The sequence below is a fragment of the Bradyrhizobium sp. CCBAU 21365 genome (assembly GCF_015291305.1).
In the GTDB taxonomy this organism is placed as follows: Bacteria; Pseudomonadota; Alphaproteobacteria; order Rhizobiales; family Xanthobacteraceae; genus Bradyrhizobium; species Bradyrhizobium elkanii.
The window spans coordinates 4,300,173-4,327,169 of the sequence record NZ_CP030036.1; the positions used below are offsets into that span (position 1 = coordinate 4,300,173).

Sequence of the window (26,997 nt, forward strand, 5' to 3'; positions counted from 1 at the left end):
TGTCCTTGCGTCCCGAGGACGAGCGGGCCGCGCGCGCCCCGACAGCCGATCCCGGAATCTTTTGGCCAAACGTAGCCCGGATGAAGCGAAGCGAAATCCGGGACCGGTCCTGCCAAAGGCGAGAACCCCGGACTGTGCTGCGCTCCATCCGGGCTACAGGCTCGCGCATGCGCGTCACGCGGTCGAGACCACAAGCAGCGCAACACACTCAGCGTCGTCCCGGCGCAGGCCGACGGTGGTATTTGTGGAGGCGGTGTTGTGACAAATGCGGTTCCGCAGATATTTTTCATCAGCCTGCTGCCGCGATGTCGGCTGCCGCCTTCGCCAATCGTCCTTTGCGCGCAAACCGCGCAAACAAGGAGACTTGCAAATGACCGATCTCGTCACATGCCTCTGGTTCGATCAGGGAAAGGCGCGTGAAGCCGCGGAATTTTATGCCGCGACGTTTCCCGACAGCCATGTCGGCGCGGGCCATCAATCGCCGATACCGGGCATCGGGCAGGGCGAGGAGCTCACGGTCGAGTTCACCGTGCTCGGCCGCCGCTTCGTGGGGCTGAACGGAGGCTCCAACTACACGCCGAACGAGGCGGTTAGTTTCATGGTGCTCACCGACAGCCAGGAGGAGACCGACCGCTACTGGAATGTGGTCACTTCCAACGGCGGCAAGGAATTGCCGTGCGGCTGGTGCCGGGATCGCTGGGGCTTTGCCTGGCAGATCACGCCGCGGCGGCTGCTCGAACTCGTCAACAACGCCGACCGCGCCGTCGGCAAGCGCGCGATGGAGGCGATGATGACGATGAAGAACATCGACATCGCCGCGATCGAGCGCGCGGCGGCGGGGTAATCCGCGTGCCGGAATGACCTGGCCCGGGCTCGATAGTCGGGTGTCCGATCGAGCTGGTATATGCGGCGCGCGGCCCTTCGCGTTGCGGCGTGCGCTCGCCGCGACGGTCACCCCGGCGCAAACGCGGGATGTGCCTGGTGCTATCGCGTGATACGAAATTCACATTCGCAGCTCTGGAGCCAGCCCTGATGTCCGTCGCAGCCGCCGCCGCCAATCAACAGCAAAATCTCACCGCCGCCGAATCCGATCCGCGAACGCTTGGCTGGATGCAGGGCTTTCCGCCGCCGCAGGACCGGACCATCACCTTCCAGAACGGCTCGTTCCGCAGCTTCCCCGAATTGCGCTGGGCCTGGAGCAACATCCGCCAGCTGGTGCCGACCGTGAATGTCTGGCGCGGGGCAGGGCCGGCGTCGGTGCTGCCGCGCGAAGACCATGATATCGGCGCGTCGGCATCGGTGACGATGGACGGCCGTCCGATGACCTTCGCGCGCATGCTCGAGGAAACCTATGCCGACGGCATTGCCGTGCTGCACCGGGGCAAGCTGATCTACGAGCGCTATTTCGGCGCGTTGAAGCCGCACAAGCCGCACATCGCGATGTCGGTGACCAAATCGTTCACCGGCACGCTCGCCGGCATCCTGATCGCCGAGGGCAAGATCGATCCGCAGGCGCCGATCACCGATTACGTGCCGGAGCTGAAGGCAAGCGCGTTCGGCGATGCCCGCGTGCACGAGGCCATGGATATGACCACCGGCCTCAAATACACCGAGGTCTACACCGACAAGAATTCCGACGTGTGGGGGCTTCGGCGCGCCAACGGCATGGCGCCGATCGAGCCGGGCTATGAGGGCGCGACCAATATCTTCGATTTCCTCTGCGCGCAGCAGAAGCAGGGCGAGCACGGCAAGGCGTTCGCCTACAAGACCGTCAACACCGACGTGCTGGCCTGGATCTGCCGCCGTGCCAGCGGCATGACCTTGTCGGACCTGCTCTCCGAGCGGATCTGGGCGCCGATGGGTGCCGAGGAGGATGCGCATTATCACGTCGATCGCATCGGCACCGAAAGCGGCGGCGGCGGATTGTCGACGACGCTGCGCGACCTTGCCCGCTTCGGCGAGACGATCCGCAACCACGGCCGCTTCAACGGCCGCCAGATCGTGCCGTCTCAAGTGGTCGAGGACATCGCGCGCGGCGGCGATCCCGGGAAATTCAAGCCGGCTGGCTACATCACACTGCCGGGCGCCTCCTACCGCAATCAATGGTGGGTGACGCACAATGCGCACGGCGCCTTCATGGCACGCGGCGTATATGGCCAGGGCCTCTATATCGATCCGAAGGCCGAGATGGTGATCGCGCGCTACGCCTCGCACCCGGGTGCCGGCAACGCGGCCAACGACCCTGTGACGCTGCCGGCTTACATGGCGCTGGCCAAGGATTTGATGGCGGGAGGGTAGAACAAAGGCAGGTCGGTCCGCCCGCGCAAGACGCGTAGCCCGGATGAGCGCAGCGATATCCGGGGCCTTTCCGTCTGCTGATCGCGGCTTGTCCCGCATGTCGCTTCGCTCATGCGGGCTACGATCACGTCCGCGAGATTTTGTCGTATCGCTTGATCAGGCGCTCCCGCTTGATGCGGGACAACCGCCTGATCCAGAACATGCCGTCGAGCTGATCGATCTCGTGCTGATGGCACACCGCGCGCAGGCCGTCGGATTCCTCGGTCTGCATGTTGCCGTCGAGATCCTGATAGCGGATGCGGACCCGCGCATGGCGTTCGACCTCGTCATTGACCCCGGGCATCGAGACGCTGCCCTCCTTGTGCAGGATCATCTCGGGCGAGGTCTGGATGATCTCCGGATTGACATAGGTCCGCGGCCCCTCGCGGGCATCGAGCTCGAGCACCACGACGCGCAGGGATACGCCGATATGCGGCGCGGTGATGCCGATGCCCGGCGCCGCATGCATGGTCTCGAGCAGGTCCTGCGTCAGTTCGCGTAGCGCGTCGTCGAACATGGTCACCGGCTCGGCGGGCAGTGCAAGGCGCGGATCGGGATAGCGCACGATGGGGCGAATGGTCATGCCCGAGTCTTAGGCCAGTGCATCGCGCCGGACAACATGCCGATGCGGGCGCCGCATGCGGCGCGCCGTTCAGAGATGCTTTTCGAAGAACAGATCGGGATAGGGGTCGTCGTTGAAGCGCGGGATCTCGGTCCAGCCCGTCCTGCGATAGAGCTGGCCGGCTTCCGGCAGCGCGCTGTTGGTGTCGAGCCGCAACACCGCGATGCCGAGTTCGCGCGCGGCGCGTTCAGCCGCGTCCATCAGGCGGCGGCCGAGGCCGAGGCCGCGCGCGCCAGGTGCGACCCAGAGCCGCTTAATCTCGGCGAACCCGCTGCTGCTGCCCTTCAGCCCGACGCAGCCGATCGGCAGCCCGTCCGACATCGCCACGATGAAGCTGCCGCGTGGGCGCACCATGTCCTTGGCCTCAGGGTCGCGCGACAGCTTGACGTCAAAGCCCTTCTCGAACCGCCGCGCGAGCTCGGCGTAATATTCGCCGAGGCAATAGCGCGCCTCGTCGCTGCGCGGATCCATCTCGTCGAGGGCGGTGCCGTCGCGGCCGAGCGCCGAGGCGATCAGGTCCATCGCTGCCAGCAGCGCCTCGCGTTGGGTGTGGTGGGCGAGAAAGTCCTTGGCCTGCCGGTTGGAGATCGCCTCATAGGCGTTGAACTCGCGCTTGCCCGCCGCCGTCAGCCGTGCGATGCGGCGGCGCGCATCCTCGCCATGCGCCGTGGTCTCGATCAGTTCCTCGTCCTCGAGGCTGCGCAGCAGGCGGCTCATCAGGCCGGAATCGAGGCCGAGATAATCCCTGATCTCGCCGACATCGGCGCGGCCATGCCCGATCGCGTTCAGCACGCGCGCCGCGCCGAGCGGCCGGCCGCGCCCGAGGAACGAGGTGTCGAGCGCGCCGACCGCGGAGGTAACGGCACGGTTGAAGCGGCGGACGCGGGAAACGGGGTCGAGCATATATCTGACTTTAGTCAGATATCGTCGCCGCGTCAATCGGCCGGCGTTCCGGACCGAATGGAGCCTTGCCGCAGGGTGCAGGTGCCATGCGACAGGCGACGCACATCAGCCCGGGACGCAGCGGCGCGAAGTCGGCCGCTGCATCGTCTCGCGCCATTTCCGCGGTCACGCGGCGGCCATCCTGGCCTTGATCACTTGCGGATCGACGAAGCCGCCAAAGCCGACCGCGATCCGGTTCCAACCGTTGATGATGTTGATCAGCAGGGTCACCTTGACCTGCTCCTCCGGCGCGAAATGCCCCTTCAGCGTCTCGTAGGCCGCGACATGGGTATGCTGCTCGCAGATCCGCGTCAGGGCCTCGGTCCAGCCGAGCGCCGCGCGCTCGCGATCGGTGTAGCAGGGCGCTTCGCGCCAGGCCGACAGCAGGTAGATGCGCTGCTCGGTCTCACCCTCATCGCGGGCGAATGTCGTGTGCAAATTGATGCAATTGGCGCAGCCGTTGATCTGCGAGGCACGGATCTTCACGAGCTCGGCGAGCTTCGGCTCGAGGCTGGAGGCGATCGCGACCGACGCCTCGAACCAGATCTTCATGATCTTGGGCGCGGCGGCGACGGGATCAAGTCTGACAGTCATGGTCGGTTTCCTTGGGTTAGTTGACGACATCATGACGAACCAGGAACGGCGAATGTGACATGCCGGGCCGATATTTTTATCTGCCGCGCAGGGGCTGCCATTGCAGGCAGCCGGCGATCAGGCGGATGGTCTCGTCGGCCAGCGTTCTGACCTTCTTGGCCGGAAGGCCGGTGGGCACGCGCGGTCATCCTGCGCGTTGTTGCGAGTGGAATGACGCGATGATCGCGATCATCCGCGGTGCTACTGGGGCGCGAGATCGCTCGCCGCTTGCCGGAGCTCTTGCAGCAGGTCTGTTTCCCATTGCGAAGGATCCGGCAGGGGTGACAGGCCGCGTTGCGATGGGCATCGGCCAGGTCTTCCTGTTTTCCGGCGGCACCGCCTGGGCGGTGATCCTCGCTGGACCGGCGCAGCGGGGCAGGGCGATGTCATGGGTCGGGCTGTTGTTCTTCGCCGGCATTTCGGCCGGTGCGCTGCTGGGAGGGCTTGCGGGAGACATCGCGCATCTCCTCACCACGCGGTTGCCGCCGCAGCTTCCTCTGGACAGCTTCCTGGTCGCGGCCGCCATCACGATGCTCGTGCCGCTCGGCGGGCTTCCGCTCGTGCTGATCGCGCAACGGAGCGCACCATCGCCGCACGGTGCGGCGACCGTGCCGCTGACGGCGATCCTCGGGGCAATCTGGCGACCGACGCTGGCCTTCGGCCTCGCCGTGATGAGCTACATCGGCACAACCAGCTTTGTCGTCCTCGCGTTCCTGCATCGCGGCTGGCAGGGCGGCTCGATCGCGCTGTTCGCATTCTTGGCGGCGTTTGCGCTGGCCCGACCCGTGTTCAGCGGCGTGTGCGATCGCGCCACGGGGCCGCGTCCGATACTGCTTGCGCTCGCGGCCCTGGCGGGCGGCATGCTGATCCTGGGCCTCGCCCCCGACGAGCAGACCGCCATTGCGGGTGTGATCGTCGCGGGCTGCGGCATGTCGATGACGTATCCGCTGCTGGCGCTTCCGGTGGTGCGCGCCGTTCCCGTAACGCAGATTGCGTCCGGCATCGGACTGTTCGATGCCGCCTACGATGTCGCGACGCTGATCACACCAGCCGCTGGCTGGCTTGATCGCTGCGACCGTCGGCTACTTCGCAGTGTTCCTGGTCCTCGCGGGCATTAGTCTGCTCGCCCGGCGGCTGCGGCATGGCGCCGTCGGCCAGCCGTTTGCACCCGCGAGCTGCGCGCCGACCGCGGAATGGTCTAGGCGCGCGCCAGCACCAGCACGTTGCCGGCAAGGATCGTGGCGGCGCCGGCGAGCACCGGCCAGCCCAGCGCAAGGTGCTCGAACAGCGCGGACAGCACCAGCGCGACGAGCGGCACCAGCGCGAGCGTATAGGCCGCGCGCCCGGGACCGAGCCGGCGCACCAGCTCGAAATAGAGCATGAAGGTGATGCAGGAGGCGGCAATCGCAAGATAGAGGAAGCTCGCCACGTAGGAGAGCGAGATGTCGGCGGCAAACGGCGTGCCGGTCGCGACGGCCCAGAGCGCGCTCGCGGCGGCGCCGACGAACGCCCCCCAGCCGAGCACCGAGACGACAGGCAGTCCGGCGCGCTGGTTGCGCGCACCGACCGTTGTCCCGGCGCCGGTTGCGATGGCCGCAGTGAGCGCCCAGGCGAAACCCGCAAGCGGCACGGCGCCGTGCGCGGCGGCGCCGGGCAGGAAGATGATCGCGAGGCCAAGGATGCCGCACAGCGCGCCCGATACGAAGCCGGAGGAGATCGGAACGCCGAGTGCGGCGCGCGCGATCACGGCCGCGAACAGCGACGATGTCGACAGGACGAGTGCCGCAAGCCCGCTCGGCATCCGTGCGGTCGCCTCATAAAAGGCGATGAAGGCAATGGCGAAGAACAGCAGGCCCTGCAACGCGACCGCCGGCCGGTCCTTTCGCGGGATCGCGAACGGCACGCCGCGCAGCCGGCCGTAGCCGAGCAGGATGACGCCCGCGAGCACCATGCGCAGCGCGACCGACCACGGCGCGGGCGTCGCGCCGGCCTGCATCGCCGTTGCCAGCGCGCCGCCGCCCCAGAGCAGCGCGGTCAGCACGAACAGGAGGACTGTCATGGCGTGCCGGCGTCATCGCGCAGTGCGCGCCAGCCGTCGGCATCGATCCGCGCGCTTTCTCCCTCAAGCCGGGCGAGGGCGGAATCGAGCGTGACGCGTTCGGTCTCTGACAGCCGCGCCAGCAACCGCGCCTCGATCGCGCTGCCGAGTGTGGCGATCCGGTTGAACGCGGCCCGGCCGCTGCGGGTAATGCTGACGGCGGCGAAGCGCCGGTCGGTCCTGCCCGAGCGCCGCACCGCGAAGCCGAGCTCGACGAGTTGGCCGATGCCGCGACTGACCGCAAACGGGTCGAGCGCGCAGGCGCGGCCGATCTCGGAGGCGTTAGCGGCGTCGCGCTCGGCGATGACGGCGAGGATGCGCCAGCCGGCCTGGCTCAATCCGAACGTCTCGCCGTAGAAGCGCTCGAGCGGTCGGGCGACCTGTGCCGCGACCACGAACAGTCGGTAGGGCAGCCAGGCACTGAGCTTCAGCCCATCGTCGGACGCAGGCGCGGTCTGTTTCATGGGGTGAGAGGTTCGCACAGATAATTGCAAAGTGCAAGCATATCGCAAAGACAGGTTGCGTGCCGGATCGCATGCGTGAAAATCCCGACACACTTGTCACTCCCGCTCACTGCTGCCGCGGCGCCAGATTGGGGCATGACCAACGGCGAACGGCGGGCGGCGATGGAACCGCGCTGGGGTCCCGGAGTTCGTCCAAATCGGAGATGGAGAGACCATCATGAATAAATCAGCTGAAAACGATCGCGGCGGACTGGCGGCGATGCAGACAGCGCCGGTGGTGTCGCGGGAGGCGTGGGAGGCGGCACGCCTGGAGATGCTGGTGAAGGAAAAGGCCCAGGTGCGGGCACGCGACGCGCTAGCGGCAGAGCGGCGGCGAATGCCCTGGATGGCGGTCGAGAAGCCGTATGTCTTCGAAGGACCGAACGGCAAGGCGACCTTGCTCGACCTGTTCGAGGGGCGCCGGCAGCTGATCGTCTACCGCGCCTTCTTCGAGCCCGGCGTGTTCGGCTGGCCGGATCACGGCTGCCGCGGCTGTTCGCTCGGCGCCGATCAGGTCAGTCATCTCTCCCATCTGAACCAGCGCGACACCACGCTCGCTTACGCTTCGCGCGCGCCGCAGGCCGACATCGCGCGTCTGAAGGCGCGGATGGAGTGGGACATGCCATGGTACACGATCACCGACAGTTTTGACGCCGACTTCGGCGTCGCCGAGTGGCACGGCCACAACGTGTTCATCCGCGACGGCGAGCGGATCTTCCGCACCTATCTCGTCAACAGCCGCGGCGACGAAGCGATGGGTACGGTGTGGAGCTATCTCGACATCACGCCGCTCGGTCGCCAGGAACTCTGGGAGGACTCGCCGAAGGGTTATCCGCAGGGCCCGACCTACAAATGGTGGAACTGGCACGACAATTACGACGCCGAGGCCACGCCGAACGCAAAATGGGCGGCGGTGACCGATGCCGGCGAGGCCGCGTTCCGCAAGATCGCGGAGCAGGAGCGCAAGGCGACGTAAGGGGTGGAGCAGGGCGAACGCGCGGCGTGCTCCGAGAGCTTCGGTTTTGATTGAATCAGAACCGAAGCTTTCGCTTCTTGTCTTGCCTGCTTTCCCGACGCGAACCGACGTCCGCTTCGCTCGACGCTCTAGCGGCCATTGTCCTTGGCCGAGAGCCCCTTCAGCGCCGACAAGGTCTGCCGCAGCCCCCGATCGAGGCGCTTGTCGCGGCGGATCACCACCGCGAGCCGGCGGTAGAGCTTTGGTGACAGCGACCGGACGATCAGGTCGCGCTGCTTGGTGCTGGCGGGAACGGCCATGCCGGGCAGCACCGCGCAGCCTAGCCCGGCGCGCACCATCTCCTTGATCGCCTCGACGCTGCCGAGCGACATCAGCGGCTTCAGCGACACGCCGCCGCGCGCCAGCCACTCGTCCGCGGTGCGCCGGGTGTTGCCGCCCGGCTCGAACAGCAGCACGGGCCTCGTCGCCAGCACTTCCGGGGTGATCCGCGCCGGCAGTTTCATGTCGCGGGGCGCGATCAGCACGAACTCGTCGTTCACGACTGGCGTGATCTCGAAGCTGCGCCCCGACACCGGCAGCGTGACAAGCGCGATGTCGATGGTGTTGTCCTCGACCGCCCGGGCGATCTCCGCGGTGTTGCCGGTCGTGACCGTGATCTCCAGCGAGGGCAGCGCGGCGCGCAGCTCCTTCAGGATCGGCGGCAGCAGGAAGATGCAGGCGGTCGCACCGGTGCCGAGGCGCACGCGGCCTGCCGTTCCGGTCGTCTGCTGTGCAACGGCGTCGACCGCCGATGCCACCGCCGCATTGATCTGATGCGCGTGCGAGAGCAGCGCGACGCCGGCGGCGGTCGGTCTGGCCTTGCGTCCGACCCGCTCGATCAAGGTCGCATTCAGGCTGCGCTCGAGCTGGCGCACCTGCAGGCTCACCGCGGGCTGCGTGAGTTGCAGCCGCTCGGCCGCCGCCGAGAAGCTGCCGCAGTCGATCACGACAGCGAAGCTTTCGAGATAATCGAGGTTGAGGTTCTTCATCAAAGTATCTCTTATGCCGCGCATAAGCTTTCAAAGCTTCACTTATATAACGCCGCGGCGCATAGTCCGGCAAGCGACGGCTTCGGCAGACCGGGAGCAGGCATTGTCCGGCCTCAAGTCCATTGGCGGTGTCATCGTCGAGTTGGGGCGCTATCTTGCGGTCTCGCCAGATTCGCGCATCCGCCGCCGGCGGGCGCTGCGCGAGCTCGACGATCGCCTGCTGGCGGATATCGGACTGTCGCGCAGCGATGTCGAGATGAGCCCGTGGTGCCTGCAACATGCACCGACGCGCCGTCGAAGCACAGCCATGATGCCGCAACACGAGGGAAGGATGAGCGACAACGAAGATACCGTGATCCGCGACGCCACAGAGGTCGACATGGCGGAGGTGCAGCGCATCTACGCGCACCACGTGCTCAACGGGCTGGCGACCTTCGAGGAAGTGCCGCCGACACTCGACGAGATGCTCGGGCGCCGTGCCGCCGTGCTGGCCGCGGGGCTGCCGTATCTCGTGGCCGATATCGACGGACGAGTGGCCGGCTACTCCTACGCGACAGCGTACCGGCCGCGGCCGGCCTATCGCAACACCATTGAAGACTCGGTCTACGTGTCGGAAGCCCTGCGCGGCCGTCGCGTCGGCGCGGCGCTGCTGCGGGCGCTGATCGAACGGTCGGAGGCGGGACCCTGGCGGCAAATGATCGCCGTGATCGGTAACAGCGGCAACGCCGGATCGATCGCGCTGCACCGTCGCATGGGCTTCGAAATGGTCGGGACGCTGAGGTCGGTGGGCTTCAAGTTCGGGCAATGGGTCGACACCGTGCTGATGCAGCGGCCGCTCGGGCCGGGCGCTGCCACGCTGCCGTCAGACAAGGAAACGGCCCGGTGATCGCACGCCGGGTCGTGATTGCCCTCGGGCTGGCTCAACTGATCTCGTGGGGCGCGACCTACTATCTGATCGGCGGCTTCGGCGAGCAGATCGCCGCGGATCTGGGCTGGAGCCGCGACATCGTCTACGGCGGATTTGCCGCGGCGCTGTTGGTGATGGGGGTGACGTCGCCCCTTGCCGGGAGGTGGGTGGACAGAAGCGGTGGCCGGCAGGTCATGGTCGCGGGCGCCGTCATCAACGCGCTCGGCTGCGCCGGTCTCGCGGTCTCGCACCAGATCGGTAGCTATTTCGTGTCCTGGATCGTTCTTGGCCTCGGCATGCGGCTGACGCTGTACGATGCCGCCTTCGCGGCGCTGGCCCGGATCGGCGGGCCGGAGGCGCGCCGCGCGATGTCCGGGATCACCTTGCTTGGTGGCTTGGCCGCCACCGTGTTCTGGCCGTTCGGCCATATGCTCTCGGACCATTTCGGCTGGCGCATCGCCGTGCTGACCTATGCCGGCATCGCGCTATTGACGATCCCGCTGCATCTGCTGATTCCGAACCAGCGATTTGCCGGCGCGCCGGGCTCTGCTGCGGCAGCATCAAGGCAACCGCGCGCGGTGGGGCGGCGGCAGCTTGCGGCGGCCAGCGGGCTCTATGCCGTGATCATGACCGGCGCGAACTTCCTGAACGCCGGCATGTCCGCGCACATGATCGCGGTGCTCACCGGCCTCGGGCTCACCATCACCGTTGCGGTGTGGATCGCAACGCTGCGGGGGATCGGGCAATCCGCCGCGCGTCTCTGCGAAGTCTTGTTCGGCGGACGGATCGATCCACTCGGGCTCAACCTGATGGCCTGCCTGATCATGCCGCTCTCCTTCATCGCTGGCCTGTTCAGCGGATCGGCGCGGGAGATGGGGATCGCGTTCGCGCTGCTCTACGGCGCCTGCAACGGCATTCTGACCATCACCAGGGGAACGCTGCCGTTGATCCTGTTCGATCACCGCAGCTATGGTACGCTGGTCGGCCGGCTCATTGTCCCGAGCTTCATCCTGCCGGCGGCGGCGCCGCTGATCTATGCCATCGTGATCGACCGGTTCGGCGATGCGAGCGCGCTCTATCTCTCCACTGGTCTCGCCCTGGTGACACTGCTTGCCGCCATCCTGCTCAAGCTGCTGTTTCCGCCGCCGCTCGCGGCCGCAAAGCAATAGCCGTGTCGGCGGTGTCGATCTCAACCCGCCGCCGGCTCGCGCGGCAGCCACAGCGACAGCCAGCCGCCGAGCGCCAGCAGCGCGACGTTGCAGCCGAGCGCGATCGTGAAGGCGTGCGCGTAATCGTCGGCCCGCGGATGCGGCCCGAGCAGGCTGTAGAAGACGCCGCCGATCACCGCGACGCCGAGTGCGGCGCCGATCTGGAAGGTCGAGATCATCATGCCCGATGCCAGCCCGGCATGGCGCGGATCGATGCTGCCGATCACGGCCTTGATCACCGAGGGCATCACGGTGCCGAAGCCGAGCCCGCCGCAGATCAGGCCGAATTCGAGGCTTTGCGGGAGCGCGCCGCCGACCGACAGCATCACGACACCGAAGCCTGTGACCTGGAGCGCAAAGCCCAGCGTCAGCGTGCGCGGGCCGAGCCATTGCATCACCAGCGACGACACCAGCGAGCTGACGAAGAAGCCGGCGGCAAAGGGCAGGGTGGCGAGGCCGGCTTCCAGCGGAGATCGGTGCAGGCCACTTTGCAGGTAGACCGCAAAGGTCAAATAGAACGACGACAGCATGTAGAAGGCCAGCGCCATCACCAGCCCGATCACGAAATCGCTGTTGCGCAGCAGATGCAGCGCGACCAGCGGATCGCCGCCACGTGCTTCGAGGCGAGCCTCGAAGCGGACGAAGCCGGCGAGCATCAGAGGAGAGGCCAGCAGCATCGCGACGATCCAGACAGGCCAGCCGGATTCCCGGCCCTCGATCAGCGGATAGACCAGAAGGCCGAGCGTGAGCGACAGCAGAATGACGCCGCCGACGTCGAGCCGCTGCGCGTGCGCAGCGCGCGAGTCGGCGAGGTACAGCAGGCCGCCGACGAAGGCGGCGAGGCCGATCGGCAGGTTGATCAGGAAGATCGCCTGCCAGGCCAGTCCGAACGGATGCGCCGACACGAGCACGCCGCCCAGCAGCTGGCCGCAGATATTGGCAAGGCCGAAGGTCGCGCCATAGAAGCCGAGTGCGCGGCCCTGTTCGGCCGCCGGAAACAGCACGCGGATCGAGGCGAGCACCTGCGGCGCCATCACGGTGGCGGTGAGGCCCTGCAGGATCCGCCCGGCGACCAGCATGGCCGGTGACCACGCTATGCCGCACAGCACGGATGCGATCGTGAAGCCGGCGACGCCGGTCAGGAACATCTGCCGCCGCCCCAAGAGGTCGCCGAGCCGGCCGCCGGTGATCAGGAACACGGCGTAGGTCGCGGCATAGGCCGAGATCACGAACTGCACCTCGCTTGGGCTGGCGCCGAGATTGTCGCGAATGGCGGGGAGCGCGAGGTTGACGACATTGAAATCGAGGATCGGCAGGAAGGCGCCGGTGAGCAGCACCGGCAGCGCCAGCCATCGCCGCGGGTCGACCGTCGCCGGCCGCGCGGCGTGCAATTGCAACGTCTCGGTGGTCTCGCTCGTCACCTGCCGGCTCCCCTGCGTTTGCCGGCGCGGCACACGAGGTGCGCCCGTCGGCCGAACTTTTCGGAAAGATGGCCTGTTTGTCCGTGATAAGGTATTCGCCAACTCTGCCAATTGAGTTTGCAAAAATGAACAGCCCGCTTGACTGGAATGACCTTCGCCTTGTCCTCGCGGTCGCGCGGGAAGGCAGCCTCTCGGGGGCGGCGCGCCAGCTCGGCGTCACGCATTCCACCGTGTTTCGCCGCCTCGGCACGATCGAGGACGCGATCGGAACCCGCCTGTTCGAGCGCTTCCGCGACGGTTACGCGCCGACACCGGCCGGCGAGATCGCGGCGGCGTCGGCGGCCCGGCTCGAGGACGAAGTGCTTGCGCTCGAGCGCAAGCTGGCGGGACGGGACCTCAGGCCGTCGGGGCCGGTGCGGATCACGACGACGGACACGCTCGGCGCGGTGCTGATGCGGCATCTGCCGGCGATGCGCGCCGCGCATCCGGAGATCCAGCCGGAGATCATCATCTCGAATGCGATGGCGAACCTGACGCGCCGCGAGGCCGAGATCGCGATCCGCCCGACACCGGCACCATCCGAACTGCTGGTCGGGCGACGCGTTGCCGATATTGCCCATGCGGTCTACGGATCGCGCGCTTATCTCGCCCGCCGCAGTGACAGGGATCTGTCTGTGCACGACTGGATCGGGCTCGACGATGCGCTGGCGGGGACCGTCGTCGCCGGCTGGATGCGCGAGAACCTGCGTTCGGCGCGGATCACCTGCCGGGTCGACGCGCTTCCGGCGCTGCGCGATGCTGCGGCAGCGGGACTGGGGCTTGCCCTGCTGCCGTGCTATGTGGGCGATCTCGCGCCCACGCTGCGCCGCCTGACGCCGAAAGCCCTCGCGGAGCCGCGCTCGGCGCTGTGGCTATTGACCCATGACGATCTCAAGCGCACCGCGCGCATCCGCGCGACACTCGATTTTCTCGCCAACGCGCTCACCTCGGAGCGTGCGCTGTTCGAGGGAAAGCGTGCCGGAGGCACGCGCCGCTAGGCGGGCCGGCGCGCAGATCGCTCAGGAGCCGACAACTTCCGTGACGGTATGGATTTCCTCTGCCGCGCGGCTCGCAGGCATCCGATGGTGCTCGCGAAAGGCGCCAACGATCGTCTTCAGGACCGCGCGTGACTTTGCATCTGACAGCGCCGACAGCAGCATGATCTCGGACGGCGGTAGCGCAGGCAGGCCGAGCCGCCGGCTGACCTCGATCGTCCCGGCCGGGGCGAGCCGGCGGGAGAACACCGAAGTCGCGAGGCCTGCGGCGACCGCATCGGCGACGGCAAAGGACCCGCAGCCAAGGAGGCTTTCCGTCCACGGGATGCCCGCCGCCGCCAGCGCGCGCGTCGCGATGTTGAGCACGCCGCAGGACGGCGAGGAGGCGGCGAGCCGCAGTGGCTCGCCCGCGCGATGGACGAAGTCCGGCGTGGCGAACCAGCCATAGTGATCCGTCGCCAGCATCTCGCCGTCGCGGCGGTCGTCCTCGCGGCGGACGATGGCGGCGTCGATCTCGCCGCGATCGAAGGCATCGAGCAGGTCGCGGGAGTCCTCGAGCCGGACTTCGATGGTGAGCGTCGGGTCGTGCGCATGCAGCCGCGCCAGCAAGGTCGGGACCTCCGCGCCTCCGACATGGGTGGCGATGCCGAGCGAGAAGCGACGCGGACGCACCGGCGACAACGCCGCGATGGCGCGATCATGCGCGGCGAGCAATTCCTGCGCAGGGGCGAGGAAAGCCGCGCCCTGCGCCGACAGGCGCACCAGGCGCGGTGTCCGTTCGATCAGCCTGTGGCCGAGCTGGCGTTCCAGCCGCTTCAGCTTGACGCTGATCGCGCCCTGCGTGGTGCCGAGCGTTTCGGCGGCGCGGGTAAAGCTCTTGAGATCGGCGATGGTCACGAATGTCTTCACGGCGTCGACGTCGAGCGTGGTCATGTCAGTCATCCGGATTTGTTGTCTCTGAAATATCTAGTCATCCAATTCACCAATGCTCAAGCCATGACTAGCTTTGCGCTGTGAAGCGCTGCGGCCACCCGATTCCTGCCGCTGCTGCCTCAATACATCGTGAGTCGATCGACCGACGCTGCTGCCAGCACCCTGGCAACAGCGTGCGGTACTCCGTTGGCTTGCCACAACAAAAGGCTTGATCATGTCTACTGAACTGAGCCGCCGCGGCGCTGTCGTGCTGTCCGCCGTATGCCTTGCCTGCCTGATGTTCGGATTGGAGATTTCCAGCATCCCCGCGATCCTGCCGACGCTGGAGCGGGTGCTGCATGCCGACTTCAAGGCGCTGCAATGGATCATGAACGCCTACACGATCGCGGTCACCACGGTGCTGATGGCGATCGGGACGGTGGCGGACCGCTATGGACGCAAGCGCATCTTCCTGGTCGCGATCGCGGCGTTCGGCGTCACCTCGCTGATCTGCGGCGTCGCCTCGAGCGTGGAAATGCTGATTGTCGCCCGGTTCCTGCAGGGCCTGAGCGGCGGCGCGCTCCTGATCTGCCAGATCGCCGTGCTCTCGCACGAGTTCCAGGGCGGCCGGGTGCGCGCCGTCGCCTGGGGCTGGTGGGGCGTCATCTTCGGCATCGGTCTCGGCTTCGGCCCGATCATCGGCGGCGCCGTCGTCGCGGCGCTGAGCTGGGAGTGGGTGTTCCTCGTCCACGTGCTGTTCGCGGCCGTTGCGTTCGTGCTCACGATTGGCGGCGTGCATGAATCGAAGGATCCGAAGGCGAGCAGCCTCGACGTCGCCGGTATCGTGACGATGTCGCTCGCCGTGTTCTGCCTCGCCTTCTACATCACGCAGGGTCCGGATCTCGGCTTCGTCAGTCCGAAGGGGCTTGCGATCCTCGGCGTCTCCGCCGGGAGCTTCATCGCGTTCCTGGTTGCCGAGAAGATCAGCCGGCGGCCGATGTTCGACTTTTCAGTGTTTCGGATTCCAGCTTTCTCCGGCTCGATCGTCGGCTCGGCGGCGATGAACCTCAGCTACTGGCCGTTCATGATCTACCTGCCGATCTGGTTTCATGCCGGCCTCGGCTATGACAGCGTGTCCGCGGGTCTTGCGCTGCTTGCCTACACGCTGCCGACGCTGGTGATGCCGCCGTTCGCCGAACGCTTGTCGCTGCGCTATCAGCCGGGCCTGATCATTCCGGTGGGGCTGTTCACGATCGGCGCCGGATTCATGCTGATGAAATTCGGCAGCGCCGCCGCGCAGCCGGACTGGGTGACGATGCTGCCGGGCTGCCTGCTCGCCGGAATTGGTCTTGGCATCACCAACACTCCGGTCACCAACACGACGACCGGCTCGGTCTCGAGCGACCGCGCCGGCATGGCCTCGGGCATCGACATGAGCGCGCGAATGGTTTCGCTGTCAGTCAACATCGCGCTGATGGGCTTTATCCTGGCAAGCGGTGTGCTGGCGCATTTGAAGGCGGTGCTGCCCGCGCTGGACGGCGTGCAACTCCGGGCAATCGCCGAGCGGATCGCGGCCGGCGACATCGCATCCGCGCCGGAGCTGACCGGCCCGGTCGTGCATCAGGCACTGGCGAGCGGCTTCGGCTGGGTGATGCTCTATGGCGGCATCGGGGTGTGGATTATGGCCGCGCTCAGCTTCCTGATCTTCAACGCGCGGCCGGTGCGGCAGGCCGAGGCTCACGGCACGAAGTGAGCACGATGTCGCCGTGCCTGCCCAGACGCAGGGGCGGGCAGGCGGGATCGGTCACTTTACGAGGGTCAGCAGCGGCTTGTCCTTCTCGACGATGTAGGTCGCAAGCTCGCTGGCAGTGACGTCGCCGACATTCCTCGCCGCATGGACCGTGCCGGCGGGAATGAACAGCACGTCGCCGGCCTTCAGCCTCGCCGGCGGCCTGCCGTCGACGTCGTATTCGAGCGTGCCGGCGAGCACATAGATGATTTCTTCACCCGGATGCGTATGGCGGCCGAATGCCTTGCCCGGCGCGATGTCGACACGCACCTGCACGGCTTCACGCCCGGAGGTGCTGAGGTCGTGGCGCTGCAGGTCGGTTCGCGCGAAGCCGGCCGGCTGCTGCGCCTGTGCGCTCGGAATTGTCAGGAGGCTTGCGGTGAACAAGGCCGTCCTTGCGAGGAGGCGCGTCGCCTTCATCAGCTTGCTGGTCATCTTGAACTCCAGGATTTGCTTGCTGACCTTGTCCGATCGCGAGCCGGCAAGCGGCCGGCCCGCGTCGGAGATCGTCATGCGTTCGTTTCAGACGAGGGTGGTCGTGACGGCGATGTTGCCGTGAACCGCCTTGGAGTAGGGGCAGATGCCGTGCGCGGCTTCGATCAGCTCCTGCGCAATCTCGCGCTCGACGCCGGGGACGTGGACGTTGAGGCGGGCGCTCAGGAAGTAGTCGCTGCCGGCCTGGTTCAGATCGATCTCGGCGTCGACCTCGGGCTCGCTCGCGAGCTTGACCTTGCGCTGACCGGCGGCGAGCTGGATCGCGCCGATGTAGCAGGCCGACCAGGCGGCCGCGAACAGGTTTTCCGCGGCGGGGTGCGGCTGCGGCAGCTTGACGTCGAGAAAGCCGTCGCGCGAGCGGGCGGCGCCGTTCGGGCCGGCGGTGACGTGGGTCTTTCCGGTGACGAGAACCTGTGCATTGGCGGTCATGGCGAGCTCCTTTTGGATGAATGTAGATCGTATCCGATCTAATCGTGTACGCCTCGAAATAGGTCTCGGGCTTGATCGTGTCAAGCACTTCCGATTTAATCGGATACGATTTATATGCACCGGGACATCACAAACTCCGGAGACGCCCGTGACCCGCTCTTCCAAAGCCGAGACCAGAGGCCGAAAACTCTCGAATTTTCTGTGCTTTGCGGTCTATTCGGCCAATCTGGCCTTCGGCCGCGCCTACAAGCCGATCCTGGATGCGATCGGCCTGACCTACACCCAGTACATCGCCATGGTGGCGCTGTCGGAGGCGGACGAGCAGACCGTCAGCGCGCTCGGCGAGAAGCTGTTTCTGGAATCCAACACGCTGACTCCGATCCTTAAGAAGCTGGAGCAGAGCGGCTACATCAGCCGCGTCAGAGATCCCGCCGACGAGCGGCAGGTTCGCGTGAGCCTGACGCCGGCCGGCCGACGCCTGCTCGACAAGGACATCAATGTGTCCCTGGTCGAAGCCACCGGGCTCGGCGACGAATTTCCCGTCGTGCAGAAGACCGTTGCGAGGCTGCGCGACAATCTGCTGCGCAACACGCGCGCCGATCCGAAGAAGGGCTGATCCTGCCGGCCAAAGCGGCCGGGTGGCAGGGGCAAGCGCTTCTGAATCTTGCTCTAGCCGGACACGAGTTCAGGAAGCACGGATCGAGACGCGCTCGCCCCGCTTCGATCCGATCCGAGGTGCACGGGCCCTGGCAATTTGATGCGGACAAGAAGGCCGTGCGGCGTGTTGTCGTGCAGCGACAGCTCGCCGCCATGTCCGCACACCATGGCCTGCGCGATCGAAAGGCCAAGCCCGAAGCCGCTTGTCTCGTCCATGGTGCGGGCTTCGTCGCCGCGGACGAACGGCTTCAGCATTTCGGCCCGGCAGTGCTCTGGAATCCCCGGACCGTCGTCCGAGACATCGATCGTGACCTGATCGGCTGACGCGGTAAGCAGGATATCGACTTCGCTGCCGAACCTCAGGGCGTTCTCCACCAAATTGGTCACGGTGCGGCTGATCTCGCTCGGGCGGATCAGGAACGAAGCCCTGACCGGGCCCTGGTAGCGCACGACGTGACCGCAATCGGAGAATTGCTCGCAGATCGTCTGCAGCAGCGCGGCGACGTTCACGAGCGTCGGCTTCGCCGCGCTGCCGCCGCTCAGGAATGACAGCACGGATTCCAGCATGGCCTGCATCTGGTCGAGGTCATGCAGGGTCTCCGCGCGCTGGGCATCGTTTTCGATGTATTCGGACCTGAGCCGCAGCCGGGTGATCGGCGTGCGCAAGTCGTGACTGATGGCGGCGAGCATGCGCGTGCGGTCATTCATCAACGTGGTGATGCGTTCGCGCATGCGATTGAGCGCGACCGCTGCGGCCCGGATTTCCTCCGGGCCGGTCTCCGGCAGCGGCGCAGCGGCCTGGCTGATGCTGAAATTCTCGGCGGCGCGGGCAAACGCGGAGAGTGGCGCACTGAGCGCGCGGCCGGCCCACACGCCGAGCAGCGTGACGCTGACGAACAGGAACAGGAACGTGCTGACCCAGAACCCGCCGAAGAACGGCGGCATTTTCGTCGGGCCGATCGTCGCTTCGAACAGGGCTCCGTCCGGCAACCGAACCGCCGCCGGCGCGGTCTTCGAGGAAAACTCGTCGATATCGTCGACGCCAGGTACCTCGGACGAAGCATCGTCAGACGAGCCCAGATCTGCGTCGCGCAATGTGAGGTGCAGCCGGGGAAAGGCGCGATCGGCAGCGCGCAACAGCGTTGCGCGATCGGCCGCAGGGGCCTCGCTCAGAAGCCTGGCAACCAGCTGGAACTGATGGACCGGCCTGTCCGCAAACGATCTCGGCTTCTGGCTGACGAAATAGAGCCCGATCAGCGCATGGATAAGCACCAGCGAAAGCAGGATCAGCGCGGCGATCTGGCCACTGATCCGGTGGAAGCTGAAAAGCGCGGCGATCCTGCGGGTCCAGCTCATGCGTCCTCCACATGCGGCGTGAAGATGTAGCCGCCGGTGCGCACCGTCCGGATCACCGACGATCCTTCGCTCGTATCGAGCTTGCGGCGAAGCCGGCTGACCAGCACGTCGATGCTGCGCCCGAACGGACTGGCCGGCCGGCTGCGCGTCATGGTCAGGAGGCCATCCCGCGTCAGAATCCGGCCGGGACGCTCGCAGAACACCTGGAGCAGGTCGAACTCCGCGCTCGTCAACGGGACCTGGGCGCCGTCGGGATCGCGCAATTCGCGCAGGCGAAGATCGATGGTCCAGTCCTGGAAGCGCAGGCGCGCGGCGCTCTGGCCCGAGCGCCCGGCAAGGCCGGCCTGGGCCTGGCGGCGCAGCACGGCGTTGATCCGCGCCAGCAGCTCGCGCGGATTGAACGGCTTGGCGAGATAGTCATCCGCGCCCATCTCGAGCCCGAGGATCCGGTCGAGGTCCTCGCCCTTTGCCGTGAGCATGATGATCGGGATCGTCGAGTCGCCGCGCAGGCGGCGACACAGGGTCAGTCCATCCTCTCCGGGCAGCATCAGGTCGAGGACGACGAGATCGAGCGAATGCCCGGCAAGGTAACGATCCATTTCCCTGCCGTTCGAGGCGGTGGCCACCAGGCAGGATTGGTCGCGCAGGTAGCGGGCAATCAAGTCTCTGGTCTGCAGATCGTCTTCGACGATCAGGATCTTCGGAGTGTTTGCAAGCATGATCCGCGACTGGGTCCTCATCATAACGTCATCGGGCGCGTTCCAGCGCGCTCAGCCACCAATTGACCAGCATACGCGTCGCTTGTGGGCGGCATTGCGCCTTTTCGTAAGCATAGTGTTTCTGAACTGTAAGCGTCGCGCGCAGCCCGAACCAATCGGCGATGCCGGCCGCGTCGCGTCGCGCTAACAGTCCCAAACCACTGGAAATAATTCCGCAATCCTGCAGCCACACCGCAGCCATCACCATCCCGTCACAACGGGCTTCTTGTTCGCGAGGTGTGGAATGAAGACGTGGCGGAGCTTTGTCGCGGCGATCGTGCTGTCGGGCTTTTCGATCCCGGGGACGCCGGTGACGTGGCCATTGTTGGCTCCTGCGGCGGCCCGATCGGTTGATGCGATCACGGTCGAAGGCAACCGGAGGGTAGAGGCGGAGACCATCCGCTCCTATTTCAGGCCCGGGCCCGGCGGCCATCTCGATCAGGCTGCCGTCGACGACGGCCTCAAGGAGCTGGTCGGAACGGGGTTGTTCCAGGACGTCAAGATCAATCACGCGGGCGGCCGGATCGTCGTTTCGGTGATCGAGAATCCGGTGATCGACCGCGTCGCGTTCGAGGGCAACAAGAAGATCAAGGACGAGCAGCTCGCTGCCGAAATGCAGTCCAAGCCGCGGGGTACCCTGTCGCGGCCGATGGTGCAGTCGGATGCACTGCGGATCGCCGAGATCTATCGGCGCTCAGGCCGCTACGACGTGCACGTCACGCCGGAGATCATCGAACGCTCGAACAACCGCGTCGATCTCATCTTCACCGTCGACGAGGGAGCGAAGACCGGCATCAAGACCATCGAGTTCATGGGCAACAACAGTTTTTCGGCGGCGCGCCTGAAGGACGTAATCAAGACCCATGAGACGAACTTCCTGAGCTTTCTCGGCAATGCCGATATCTACGACCCGGATCGGGTCGAGGCCGACCGTGACCTGATCCGCCGCTTCTACCTGAAGCACGGCTACGCGGACGTCCAGGTCGTAGCTGCACTCGCCGAGTATGATCCGGAGCGCAAGGGCTTTCAGGTGACGTTCAAGATCGATGAGGGGCAGCAGTACCGCGTTGCGACGGTCAGTTTCCGCTCGAGTATAGCGGGCTTCGATCCGACGACGCTGCGTTCATTGTCGCGCGTCGGCGAAGGCTCGCTCTACAATGTCGAGGCGGTCGAGAAGTCGGTCGAGGACATGCAGATCGAAGCGTCGCGCCGCGGCTACGCCTTCGCGGTGATCCGTCCGGACGGTGCCCGGAATTTCGAGGCCCACACGGTGGGGATCGTGTTTCGCGTGGAGGAGGGGCCGCGCACCTATATCGAGCGGATCGACATTCGCGGCAACGGCCGCACCCGCGACTACGTGATCCGGCGCGAGTTCGATCTCTCCGAGGGCGATGCGTATAACCGCGCGCTGGTCGATCGCGCCGAGCGGCGGCTGAAGAATCTGGACTACTTCAAGACCGTCAAGATCACCACCGAGCCCGGATCAACGAGCGATCGCGTGGTGTTGGTCGTCGATCTGGAGGAAAAGTCGACCGGCGACTTCTCCGTCTCGGGCGGTTATTCCACGACGGACGGCGCGCTTGCCGAGGTCAGCATCTCCGAGCGAAATCTGCTCGGTCGTGGCCTGTTCGCCAAGGCAACGGTCAGCTACGGCCAGTACTCGCGCGGCCTGTCGCTGTCCTTTGTCGAGCCGTATTTGCTCGACTATCGCGTCGCGCTCGGGCTCGATGCGTATTACAAGGAGCAATTGCCGACGGACTACACGACCTATGGCGTGAAGACGATCGGGTTCTCGCCGCGGCTGGGCCTGGCCTTGCGCGAAGACCTGACCCTGCAGCTGCGCTATTCGCTCTATCAGCAGGAAATCTCGCTCGATAGCGCCTATGCGAACTGCAACAACAATCCGGCCAACCCGTCGCTCGCGTTCAATCCAACACCCGCCTACATCCAGAGTGTGCTCGGCGGTGTCGATCCCACGAACTCGGTCTCGTCAGGGCTTTATGGATATGGCTGCTACGGCGACGGCGAATCCACCTTGCCGGTGCGCAAGGAGCTCGCCGCAGGGGCGACCTGGACCTCGCAGATCGGCTACACGCTGACCTACAACACCCTCGACAACAACAAGAACCCGACCGACGGCCTGCTGATCGACTTCAAGCAGGATTTTGCCGGCGTCGGCGGCGACGTGACATATCTGAAGAGCGCGGTCGACGCGAAATACTACACGCCGCTGGTGTCCGACCTGATCGGACTGATCCACCTGCAGGGCGGCCTGCTCACCAAGGTCGGCGACAACGATCTGCGCATGCTGGACCATTTCCAGATGGGGCCGAATCTCGTGCGCGGCTTTGCCACCAACGGCATCGGCCCGCGCGACATCACCTATGCGAGCTTAGGCGCGGTCGGGGATGCGCTCGGCGGCACCAAATACTGGGGGGCGTCGATGGAGCTGCAGATGCCGTTCTGGTTCCTGCCCTCCGAGGTTGGGTTGAAGGGGGCTGTCTATGCGGACGCCGGCTCGCTCTGGGGTTATGAAGGCCCGACGTCGTGGGCCGCAACCGGCGAGGTGAATACGGCTGCTTGCAAATGCGGCCTCCAATACGACGATGGGAACGTGGTGCGAACCTCGGTCGGTGTCGGCCTGATCTGGGCCTCGCCGTTCGGCCCGCTGCGCTTCGATTACGCCGTGCCGATCACGAAGGGTAAATACGACATCGTGCAGGAGTTCCGGTTCGGAGGAGGCACGTCGTTCTGAGCCGACAGCCGGACTGCGTCGCGGGTGGCGGTAAGTTCCTGGCGTGACGCCTGCCATGCCGGCCTGCGGCTTGCGGTATCAGGCGAAGCGGGGCAGGCTGCATCGGTACAATTCCGATCCGAGGCAATCCATGTCACGCGTGTCAATCAAGACCAGGAACGACCTGCCGGCCGAGCTCAAGCCGCTGTGGGACAAGATGACCACCTATGGCGCGTTCGAGAACCAGGCCGGCGTCATGGCGCAGCGCCCGCCGATCTTCAAGCACATGTGGTCGCTGCTGGTCGATCTCGCCGACGAGGCGGTGGTCTCGAAGCGCCATCTCGAGCTCGCGCTGGTCACGGTCTCGCTGCTCAACAAGTGCGACTATTGCGTGTCGCACCATGCGCCCAAGCTCGCGGTCCAGGGCGTGTCGCAGGAGGGCGCCGAGCGGCTGCTCGACTATCAGGATCATCCCGAGCTCGATGCGCTCGACAAGCTCGTGGTCGAATATGCGATCGCCGTCACCAACAACTGGAACAAGACCCGCGACGAGATTTTCGCACGCCTGCGCGAACACTTCTCGGAACCGCAGATCGTCGAGCTGACCTGGCGGATCGCGCTCTGCGGCGCCTTCAACCGCTTCAACGACATCTTGCAGCTCGACGTCGAGCAGGGCGTCCCGCAGCGTGAGGCCGCGGAGTGACGGCCTGATCAGGCCGTCGATGTGAGGCAGCCGCCGAGCGTCGTGAGCACGAAATCGGCCCGCACGGATGGCGATAGCTTCGGCAAGCCGATGACGTCGTAGCCAAGCGCCGGAAGCGTCTCCATCAGACGCTGATATTCCGCCGTCGCTGCCTCGAAGCCGTGCCGACGCTCGGAATCGGTGACGTAGATTTCAGGCCACGGCGGCGTCACGAACACGCGCCGGTGGTAGCGATGTACGGAACAGATCTTGTGCAGCACCGGTTCGCCTGTCAACGCCTCAAGCGCCGACGCCGCGTCGATGAGGCCGCGATCGAAGAACACCCATCCCGAATGGGCCTTTGCCATCTCGATATCTTGCAGTGCGACGTCAACGGCGCGCCGCAGGAAGGGCGCCGGATCGACCCAGGGCAGGGCGTTGCCGCCGGATGCGAGCTCATCGGTGACGATGCGGCGGCCGGGCTCCTCGACGACCGGATAGCCGCGAGCGGCTAGTTCAGCAAGCAGCGTCGATTTTCCGCCGCCGGAGCAGCCGGAGATCAGGACGAAGCGGTCTTGCAAGAGGTGTCCTTTCATTGGTTAGGGCAAGGCGCGAGTCGGCATTCCGCGGATGCGGGTTGCCTAGCCAGAAGTCTTGGGGAAGGTGGCCCGGAGATGTCTCGACGGGCGCGGTGAGCATCGCCTCGATTGTGACGCAAGCACGGCGCGTTTGACGAATTCTTCAATATCCCGCGCCGATACTATCGAGCAAGCATGGTCCTGCTCGAAGGAATGACGCACATGGCATCACGCTCGATCATCTGCACGACGCTCGCGCTTCTGCTCTGCGGTGCGATGCTTCAGCCGGCGCGCGCCGCTGGACCCGGCGAACCGATCCGCGTCGGCGCGGTGCTGCCGTTTTCCGGCGGGGTCGAGCTCTACGGCCAGCAGGCGAAACTTGGGCTCGATCTCGCCGCCAGGGACATCAACGCGGCCGGCGGCATTCTCGGCCGGCCGGTCGAGGTGATCTATGCCGACGACAAGACGCGGCCGGAGGAGGCCGCTGAGGCGATGCGCTCGCTGGTCGAGAAGCAGGGCGTGTTTGCCGTTGTTGGTCCGATCACCTCGCGTAATCTGAATGCACTGATGCCGATTGCCGAGAGCTCGAAGACGCCGCTGTTCTATGCCACCAATTACGAGGGCGGCAAATGCAGCCGCTATCTGTTCTCGTTCGGCGCGGTGCCGAACCAGGAGCTCGGCCAGCTGCTGCCCTACATGACCCGGACGTTCGGCAACACCTACTTCCTGCTCGGCGCCGACCGGGTCTGGCCCCATCGGATGTTCGGCATCGCGCAGCCCCTGATCGAGAAGCTCGGCGGCAAGGTGGTCGCGACGAAATACACGCTGGGGACCGAGACCGACTTCTCACCGCTGATCAAGGAGATCGCGGCGAGCAAGGCCAAGGTGCTGCTGTTTGCGTTGAAGGGCGACGGGATGGATTTCATCCGGCAGGCCGACGAGGCCGGGCTGTTGAAGGACATCACCGTCGCGTTCCTCGGATTGTCGGAAGTCGACCTCGGCATCTTCCGCGGCAAGGGCCAGAACGTGGTGACCGTGGTGCCGGCAGTCGCGACGAGCGAGGATCCTGCCGTCAAGGCGTTCGTCGCGAAGGCCCGCGCCGCTGCAGGCGCCGGTGTCGCGGTGTCGAACTATGTGATGACGCACTACAACACGCTGATCGCGCTGAAGGCGGCGGCCGAGAAGGCCGGCAAGCTCGACAAGGAGGCGATCATCGACGCGATGGCGGGCCTCGCCATTCCGTCGCCGACCGGCCCTGTCACGCTCGGTCGGGATCATCACGCGGCGATGAGCATGTTCATTGTCAGGACGCAGGGTTTGGAACTCGTGCAGGTGCGACCACTCGGCGAGATCGCGCCGGAGCCGGGGTGCAGTCCAGCCGGCCGCTGACCAGGAGGAATATTCGGTAGCGACGCTCGAGGCCACCATGCTCGCAAAAAAGTGAGCTGGCGCGCGCGTTGGTTGTCGGTTCCAGTCCGGTCCGTTCGTCTTCCAGCCAGATCGAGCTGAATGGGAGTTCCGGAATGAGCAATTCGACCTATCGCTGGGTGATCGTCGCGGCCGGTGGCCTGCTCGGCTGCGTCGCGATCGGCGGCATGTTTTCGCTGCCGGTGTTCCTCCAGCCCATGGCGCGCGAGACCGGCTGGTCGGTGACCGGCATCTCCAGCGCGATGACGATCGGCTTCCTCGCGATGGCCTTCACCAGCATGATCTGGGGCACGCTGTCCGACCGTTTCGGGCCGCTGCCGGTGGTGCTGACCGGATCGGTCGTGCTGGCGGCGAGCCTCGCGCTGGCCAGCCAGGTGACGTCGCTGCTGGCCTTTCAGTTTGTGTTCGGCGCGCTGGTCGGCGCGGCAACGGCGGCGATCTTCGCCCCGATGATGGCCTGCGTTACCGGCTGGTTCGACACCCATCGAAGCCTCGCCGTCTCGCTGGTGTCGGCCGGCATGGGCATGGCGCCGATGACGATGTCGCCGCTCGCGGCCTGGCTGATCTCCCACCACGACTGGCGCACCGCGATGCTGATCGTCTCGGGCGTGGTCGGCGCGATCATGATTCCGGTCTCGTTCCTGGTGCGCCGCCCGCCGGCGCTGCAGGGCGACCACGCTGAAGCGGTCTCGGAGAACGGCGAGCCGCCGATGTCGCTGGCGCAGGCGCTGCGCTCGCCGCAATTCATCATCCTGATCGCGACCAATTTCTTCTGCTGCGCCACCCATTCGGGCCCGATCATCCATACCGTGAGTTACGCGGTCACCTGCGGCATTCCGATGGTCGCCGCGGTGACGATCTACAGCGTCGAAGGGCTCGCCGGCATGGGCGGCCGCATCGCCTTCGGTCTGCTCGGCGACCGTTTTGGCGCCAAGCGCGTGCTGGTGCTTGGCCTGCTGGCGCAGGCGTTCGGCGCGCTCGGCTACGTCTTCGTGCGCGAGCTTGCCGCATTCTACGCGGTCGCGGCGATCTTCGGCTTCATCTATGCCGGCACCATGCCGCTGTATTCCGTGCTGATCCGCGAGAATTTTCCGCTGCGGATGATGGGCACCGTGATCGGCGGCACCGCGATGGCCGGCAGCCTCGGCATGGCGACCGGGCCTTTGGCCGGCGGCCTGATCTACGACACCTTTGCGAGCTACACGTGGCTCTATGTCGGCTCCTGGGCGGTCGGCATCGGCGCGTTCCTGATCATGATGACCTTCCGCCCGATGCCGGCGGTGCGGCCCACCGCGGTGCCGGCGCCGGCGTGAAGTTTGAACTCCGTCATGCAGCGCGCCGCTCGGACAGACGAATTGGTCTTGCCGAGCGGTGGGCAAAGGGGCAACGTTATGGCGTCATTGCATCGGTCGGGCGTCCACGGCTGAATGCCATGATTGTTGGCACGACGCCAGGCGCATGAGAGCCCAC

At 66.0% G+C, this 26,997-nt stretch carries 27 protein-coding genes; 13 read left to right on the forward strand and 14 right to left on the reverse strand.

The window, feature by feature from the left end:
• The first annotated feature begins 370 nt into the window (after nt 1–370).
• Nucleotides 371–844 carry a VOC family protein gene (locus XI02_RS19520; RefSeq protein WP_018271201.1) on the forward strand — a complete coding sequence of 158 codons (474 nt, stop codon included), beginning with the start codon at nt 371–373 and terminating at the stop codon, nt 842–844.
• A 188-nt stretch (nt 845–1,032) separates the two neighbouring features.
• Nucleotides 1,033–2,298, forward strand: coding sequence for a serine hydrolase (locus tag XI02_RS19525; RefSeq protein ID WP_018271202.1), 1,266 nt, complete (start codon nt 1,033–1,035; stop codon nt 2,296–2,298).
• Between the two features lie 124 nt (nt 2,299–2,422).
• Here XI02_RS19525 and XI02_RS19530 read toward each other — a convergent pair whose 3' ends face one another.
• The 3 genes from XI02_RS19530 to XI02_RS19540 form a co-directional block, all read right to left on the reverse strand.
• Nucleotides 2,423–2,920, reverse strand: a complete 498-nt coding sequence (locus XI02_RS19530) for a peptide deformylase (RefSeq protein ID WP_016845557.1) — start codon at nt 2,918–2,920, stop codon at nt 2,423–2,425.
• A 69-nt stretch (nt 2,921–2,989) separates the two neighbouring features.
• Nucleotides 2,990–3,862, reverse strand: a complete 873-nt coding sequence (locus XI02_RS19535; RefSeq protein WP_016845556.1) for a helix-turn-helix domain-containing GNAT family N-acetyltransferase — start codon at nt 3,860–3,862, stop codon at nt 2,990–2,992.
• A 165-nt stretch (nt 3,863–4,027) separates the two neighbouring features.
• Nucleotides 4,028–4,495: a carboxymuconolactone decarboxylase family protein gene (locus tag XI02_RS19540; RefSeq protein ID WP_069277779.1), complete on the reverse strand. Its 468-nt coding sequence runs from the start codon at nt 4,493–4,495 to the stop codon at nt 4,028–4,030.
• Nucleotides 4,496–4,815: 320 nt separating this feature from the next.
• On the opposite strand from XI02_RS19540, the gene XI02_RS19545 reads away from it, so the two are divergent.
• Nucleotides 4,816–5,652, forward strand: a complete 837-nt coding sequence (locus tag XI02_RS19545) for an MFS transporter (RefSeq protein WP_244620791.1) — start codon at nt 4,816–4,818, stop codon at nt 5,650–5,652.
• Between the two features lie 80 nt (nt 5,653–5,732).
• On the opposite strand, the gene XI02_RS19550 is transcribed toward XI02_RS19545, so the two are convergent.
• Both XI02_RS19550 and XI02_RS19555 read right to left on the reverse strand, forming a co-directional pair.
• The gene (locus XI02_RS19550; RefSeq protein ID WP_018271203.1) at nt 5,733–6,593 is read right to left on the reverse strand and encodes a DMT family transporter; all 861 of its coding nucleotides are present in this window, start codon (nt 6,591–6,593) and stop codon (nt 5,733–5,735) included.
• On the reverse strand, nt 6,590–7,096 hold the full coding sequence (locus tag XI02_RS19555; protein ID WP_018271204.1) for a MarR family winged helix-turn-helix transcriptional regulator: 507 nt from the start codon (nt 7,094–7,096) through the stop codon (nt 6,590–6,592). The genes XI02_RS19550 and XI02_RS19555 overlap by 4 nt, the downstream gene beginning before the upstream one ends.
• A gap of 217 nt (nt 7,097–7,313) precedes the next feature.
• On the opposite strand from XI02_RS19555, the gene XI02_RS19560 reads away from it, so the two are divergent.
• Complete coding sequence (locus XI02_RS19560; protein ID WP_018271205.1) at nt 7,314–8,111, forward strand: DUF899 domain-containing protein; 798 nt, start codon at nt 7,314–7,316, stop codon at nt 8,109–8,111.
• A gap of 128 nt (nt 8,112–8,239) precedes the next feature.
• Here the strand turns inward: XI02_RS19560 and XI02_RS19565 are convergent, their stop codons facing one another.
• Nucleotides 8,240–9,139, reverse strand: coding sequence for a LysR family transcriptional regulator (locus XI02_RS19565; protein ID WP_018271206.1), 900 nt, complete (start codon nt 9,137–9,139; stop codon nt 8,240–8,242).
• On the opposite strand from XI02_RS19565, the gene XI02_RS46395 reads away from it, so the two are divergent.
• Nucleotides 9,126–10,025: a GNAT family N-acetyltransferase gene (locus tag XI02_RS46395; protein ID WP_338028892.1), complete on the forward strand. Its 900-nt coding sequence runs from the start codon at nt 9,126–9,128 to the stop codon at nt 10,023–10,025. The genes XI02_RS19565 and XI02_RS46395 overlap by 14 nt on opposite strands.
• On the forward strand, nt 10,022–11,215 hold the full coding sequence (locus tag XI02_RS19575) for an MFS transporter (RefSeq protein ID WP_069277780.1): 1,194 nt from the start codon (nt 10,022–10,024) through the stop codon (nt 11,213–11,215). The genes XI02_RS46395 and XI02_RS19575 overlap by 4 nt, the downstream gene beginning before the upstream one ends.
• A gap of 20 nt (nt 11,216–11,235) precedes the next feature.
• On the opposite strand, the gene XI02_RS19580 is transcribed toward XI02_RS19575, so the two are convergent.
• Nucleotides 11,236–12,675 carry an MFS transporter gene (locus XI02_RS19580; RefSeq protein WP_244980688.1) on the reverse strand — a complete coding sequence of 480 codons (1,440 nt, stop codon included), beginning with the start codon at nt 12,673–12,675 and terminating at the stop codon, nt 11,236–11,238.
• Between the two features lie 125 nt (nt 12,676–12,800).
• Between XI02_RS19580 and XI02_RS19585 the strand changes: the two genes are divergently transcribed.
• Nucleotides 12,801–13,712, forward strand: coding sequence for a LysR family transcriptional regulator (locus XI02_RS19585; protein WP_018271209.1), 912 nt, complete (start codon nt 12,801–12,803; stop codon nt 13,710–13,712).
• A gap of 21 nt (nt 13,713–13,733) precedes the next feature.
• Here the strand turns inward: XI02_RS19585 and XI02_RS19590 are convergent, their stop codons facing one another.
• Nucleotides 13,734–14,642, reverse strand: coding sequence for a LysR family transcriptional regulator (locus XI02_RS19590; RefSeq protein ID WP_041482645.1), 909 nt, complete (start codon nt 14,640–14,642; stop codon nt 13,734–13,736).
• 214 nt (nt 14,643–14,856) lie between these two features.
• Here XI02_RS19590 and XI02_RS19595 point away from each other — a divergent pair, with 214 nt between their 5' ends.
• On the forward strand, nt 14,857–16,374 hold the full coding sequence (locus XI02_RS19595; protein ID WP_026192665.1) for an MFS transporter: 1,518 nt from the start codon (nt 14,857–14,859) through the stop codon (nt 16,372–16,374).
• A gap of 51 nt (nt 16,375–16,425) precedes the next feature.
• On the opposite strand, the gene XI02_RS19600 is transcribed toward XI02_RS19595, so the two are convergent.
• Together XI02_RS19600 and XI02_RS19605 are read right to left on the reverse strand one after the other, a co-directional pair.
• Entirely contained in the window at nt 16,426–16,830 is a 405-nt protein-coding gene (locus XI02_RS19600; RefSeq protein WP_041482817.1) for a cupin domain-containing protein, read from the reverse strand.
• 102 nt (nt 16,831–16,932) lie between these two features.
• Nucleotides 16,933–17,334: an Ohr family peroxiredoxin gene (locus tag XI02_RS19605; RefSeq protein ID WP_018271213.1), complete on the reverse strand. Its 402-nt coding sequence runs from the start codon at nt 17,332–17,334 to the stop codon at nt 16,933–16,935.
• Between the two features lie 148 nt (nt 17,335–17,482).
• Here XI02_RS19605 and XI02_RS19610 point away from each other — a divergent pair, with 148 nt between their 5' ends.
• Complete coding sequence (locus XI02_RS19610; protein WP_018271214.1) at nt 17,483–17,950, forward strand: MarR family winged helix-turn-helix transcriptional regulator; 468 nt, start codon at nt 17,483–17,485, stop codon at nt 17,948–17,950.
• 53 nt (nt 17,951–18,003) lie between these two features.
• Here XI02_RS19610 and XI02_RS19615 read toward each other — a convergent pair whose 3' ends face one another.
• Genes XI02_RS19615 through XI02_RS19625 form a run of 3 tightly spaced genes read right to left on the reverse strand, consistent with a single transcriptional unit; the run spans nt 18,004 to nt 20,307 of the window.
• A complete protein-coding gene (locus XI02_RS19615; protein WP_018271215.1) occupies nt 18,004–19,347 on the reverse strand; it encodes an ATP-binding protein in 1,344 nt (447 codons plus the stop codon).
• The gene (locus XI02_RS19620) at nt 19,344–20,066 is read right to left on the reverse strand and encodes a response regulator (RefSeq protein ID WP_026192667.1); all 723 of its coding nucleotides are present in this window, start codon (nt 20,064–20,066) and stop codon (nt 19,344–19,346) included. Before XI02_RS19620 ends, XI02_RS19615 begins: the two co-directional genes overlap by 4 nt.
• 28 nt (nt 20,067–20,094) lie before the next feature.
• Nucleotides 20,095–20,307, reverse strand: coding sequence for a hypothetical protein (locus XI02_RS19625; RefSeq protein ID WP_129964980.1), 213 nt, complete (start codon nt 20,305–20,307; stop codon nt 20,095–20,097).
• A 42-nt stretch (nt 20,308–20,349) separates the two neighbouring features.
• Between XI02_RS19625 and bamA the strand changes: the two genes are divergently transcribed.
• Both bamA and XI02_RS19635 read left to right on the forward strand, forming a co-directional pair.
• A complete protein-coding gene (gene bamA / locus XI02_RS19630; protein WP_018271217.1) occupies nt 20,350–22,860 on the forward strand; it encodes an outer membrane protein assembly factor BamA in 2,511 nt (836 codons plus the stop codon).
• A gap of 130 nt (nt 22,861–22,990) precedes the next feature.
• Nucleotides 22,991–23,542 carry a carboxymuconolactone decarboxylase family protein gene (locus XI02_RS19635; RefSeq protein WP_026192668.1) on the forward strand — a complete coding sequence of 184 codons (552 nt, stop codon included), beginning with the start codon at nt 22,991–22,993 and terminating at the stop codon, nt 23,540–23,542.
• A gap of 8 nt (nt 23,543–23,550) precedes the next feature.
• Here XI02_RS19635 and XI02_RS19640 read toward each other — a convergent pair whose 3' ends face one another.
• Nucleotides 23,551–24,117, reverse strand: a complete 567-nt coding sequence (locus XI02_RS19640) for an AAA family ATPase (protein WP_018271219.1) — start codon at nt 24,115–24,117, stop codon at nt 23,551–23,553.
• Nucleotides 24,118–24,321: 204 nt separating this feature from the next.
• Between XI02_RS19640 and XI02_RS19645 the strand changes: the two genes are divergently transcribed.
• Together XI02_RS19645 and XI02_RS19650 are read left to right on the forward strand one after the other, a co-directional pair.
• Nucleotides 24,322–25,488: an ABC transporter substrate-binding protein gene (locus XI02_RS19645; RefSeq protein ID WP_157183452.1), complete on the forward strand. Its 1,167-nt coding sequence runs from the start codon at nt 24,322–24,324 to the stop codon at nt 25,486–25,488.
• 134 nt (nt 25,489–25,622) lie between these two features.
• Complete coding sequence (locus XI02_RS19650; RefSeq protein ID WP_016842814.1) at nt 25,623–26,840, forward strand: MFS transporter; 1,218 nt, start codon at nt 25,623–25,625, stop codon at nt 26,838–26,840.
• Nucleotides 26,841–26,997: the final 157 nt, after the last annotated feature.

Bases quoted from the DNA above. Each gene is read 5' to 3' on its own strand.
- XI02_RS19645 (WP_157183452.1), top strand. From the start codon at position 24,322: ATGGCATCACGCTCGATCATCTGCACGACGCTCGCGCTTCTGCTCTGC.
- XI02_RS19595 (WP_026192665.1), top strand. From the start codon at position 14,857: ATGTCTACTGAACTGAGCCGCCGCGGCGCTGTCGTGCTGTCCGCCGTA.
- XI02_RS19555 (WP_018271204.1), bottom strand. From the start codon at position 7,096: ATGAAACAGACCGCGCCTGCGTCCGACGATGGGCTGAAGCTCAGTGCC.
- XI02_RS19560 (WP_018271205.1), top strand. From the start codon at position 7,314: ATGAATAAATCAGCTGAAAACGATCGCGGCGGACTGGCGGCGATGCAG.
- XI02_RS19650 (WP_016842814.1), top strand. From the start codon at position 25,623: ATGAGCAATTCGACCTATCGCTGGGTGATCGTCGCGGCCGGTGGCCTG.
- XI02_RS19635 (WP_026192668.1), top strand. From the start codon at position 22,991: ATGTCACGCGTGTCAATCAAGACCAGGAACGACCTGCCGGCCGAGCTC.
- XI02_RS19590 (WP_041482645.1), bottom strand. From the start codon at position 14,642: ATGACCACGCTCGACGTCGACGCCGTGAAGACATTCGTGACCATCGCC.
- XI02_RS19605 (WP_018271213.1), bottom strand. From the start codon at position 17,334: ATGACCGCCAATGCACAGGTTCTCGTCACCGGAAAGACCCACGTCACC.
- XI02_RS19620 (WP_026192667.1), bottom strand. From the start codon at position 20,066: ATGCTTGCAAACACTCCGAAGATCCTGATCGTCGAAGACGATCTGCAG.
- XI02_RS19640 (WP_018271219.1), bottom strand. From the start codon at position 24,117: ATGAAAGGACACCTCTTGCAAGACCGCTTCGTCCTGATCTCCGGCTGC.
- XI02_RS19585 (WP_018271209.1), top strand. From the start codon at position 12,801: ATGAACAGCCCGCTTGACTGGAATGACCTTCGCCTTGTCCTCGCGGTC.
- bamA (WP_018271217.1), top strand. From the start codon at position 20,350: ATGAAGACGTGGCGGAGCTTTGTCGCGGCGATCGTGCTGTCGGGCTTT.
- XI02_RS19530 (WP_016845557.1), bottom strand. From the start codon at position 2,920: ATGACCATTCGCCCCATCGTGCGCTATCCCGATCCGCGCCTTGCACTG.
- XI02_RS19600 (WP_041482817.1), bottom strand. From the start codon at position 16,830: ATGAAGGCGACGCGCCTCCTCGCAAGGACGGCCTTGTTCACCGCAAGC.
- XI02_RS19615 (WP_018271215.1), bottom strand. From the start codon at position 19,347: ATGAGCTGGACCCGCAGGATCGCCGCGCTTTTCAGCTTCCACCGGATC.
- XI02_RS19565 (WP_018271206.1), bottom strand. From the start codon at position 9,139: ATGAAGAACCTCAACCTCGATTATCTCGAAAGCTTCGCTGTCGTGATC.
- XI02_RS19540 (WP_069277779.1), bottom strand. From the start codon at position 4,495: ATGACTGTCAGACTTGATCCCGTCGCCGCCGCGCCCAAGATCATGAAG.
- XI02_RS19550 (WP_018271203.1), bottom strand. From the start codon at position 6,593: ATGACAGTCCTCCTGTTCGTGCTGACCGCGCTGCTCTGGGGCGGCGGC.
- XI02_RS19520 (WP_018271201.1), top strand. From the start codon at position 371: ATGACCGATCTCGTCACATGCCTCTGGTTCGATCAGGGAAAGGCGCGT.
- XI02_RS19525 (WP_018271202.1), top strand. From the start codon at position 1,033: ATGTCCGTCGCAGCCGCCGCCGCCAATCAACAGCAAAATCTCACCGCC.
- XI02_RS19625 (WP_129964980.1), bottom strand. From the start codon at position 20,307: ATGGCTGCGGTGTGGCTGCAGGATTGCGGAATTATTTCCAGTGGTTTG.
- XI02_RS19535 (WP_016845556.1), bottom strand. From the start codon at position 3,862: ATGCTCGACCCCGTTTCCCGCGTCCGCCGCTTCAACCGTGCCGTTACC.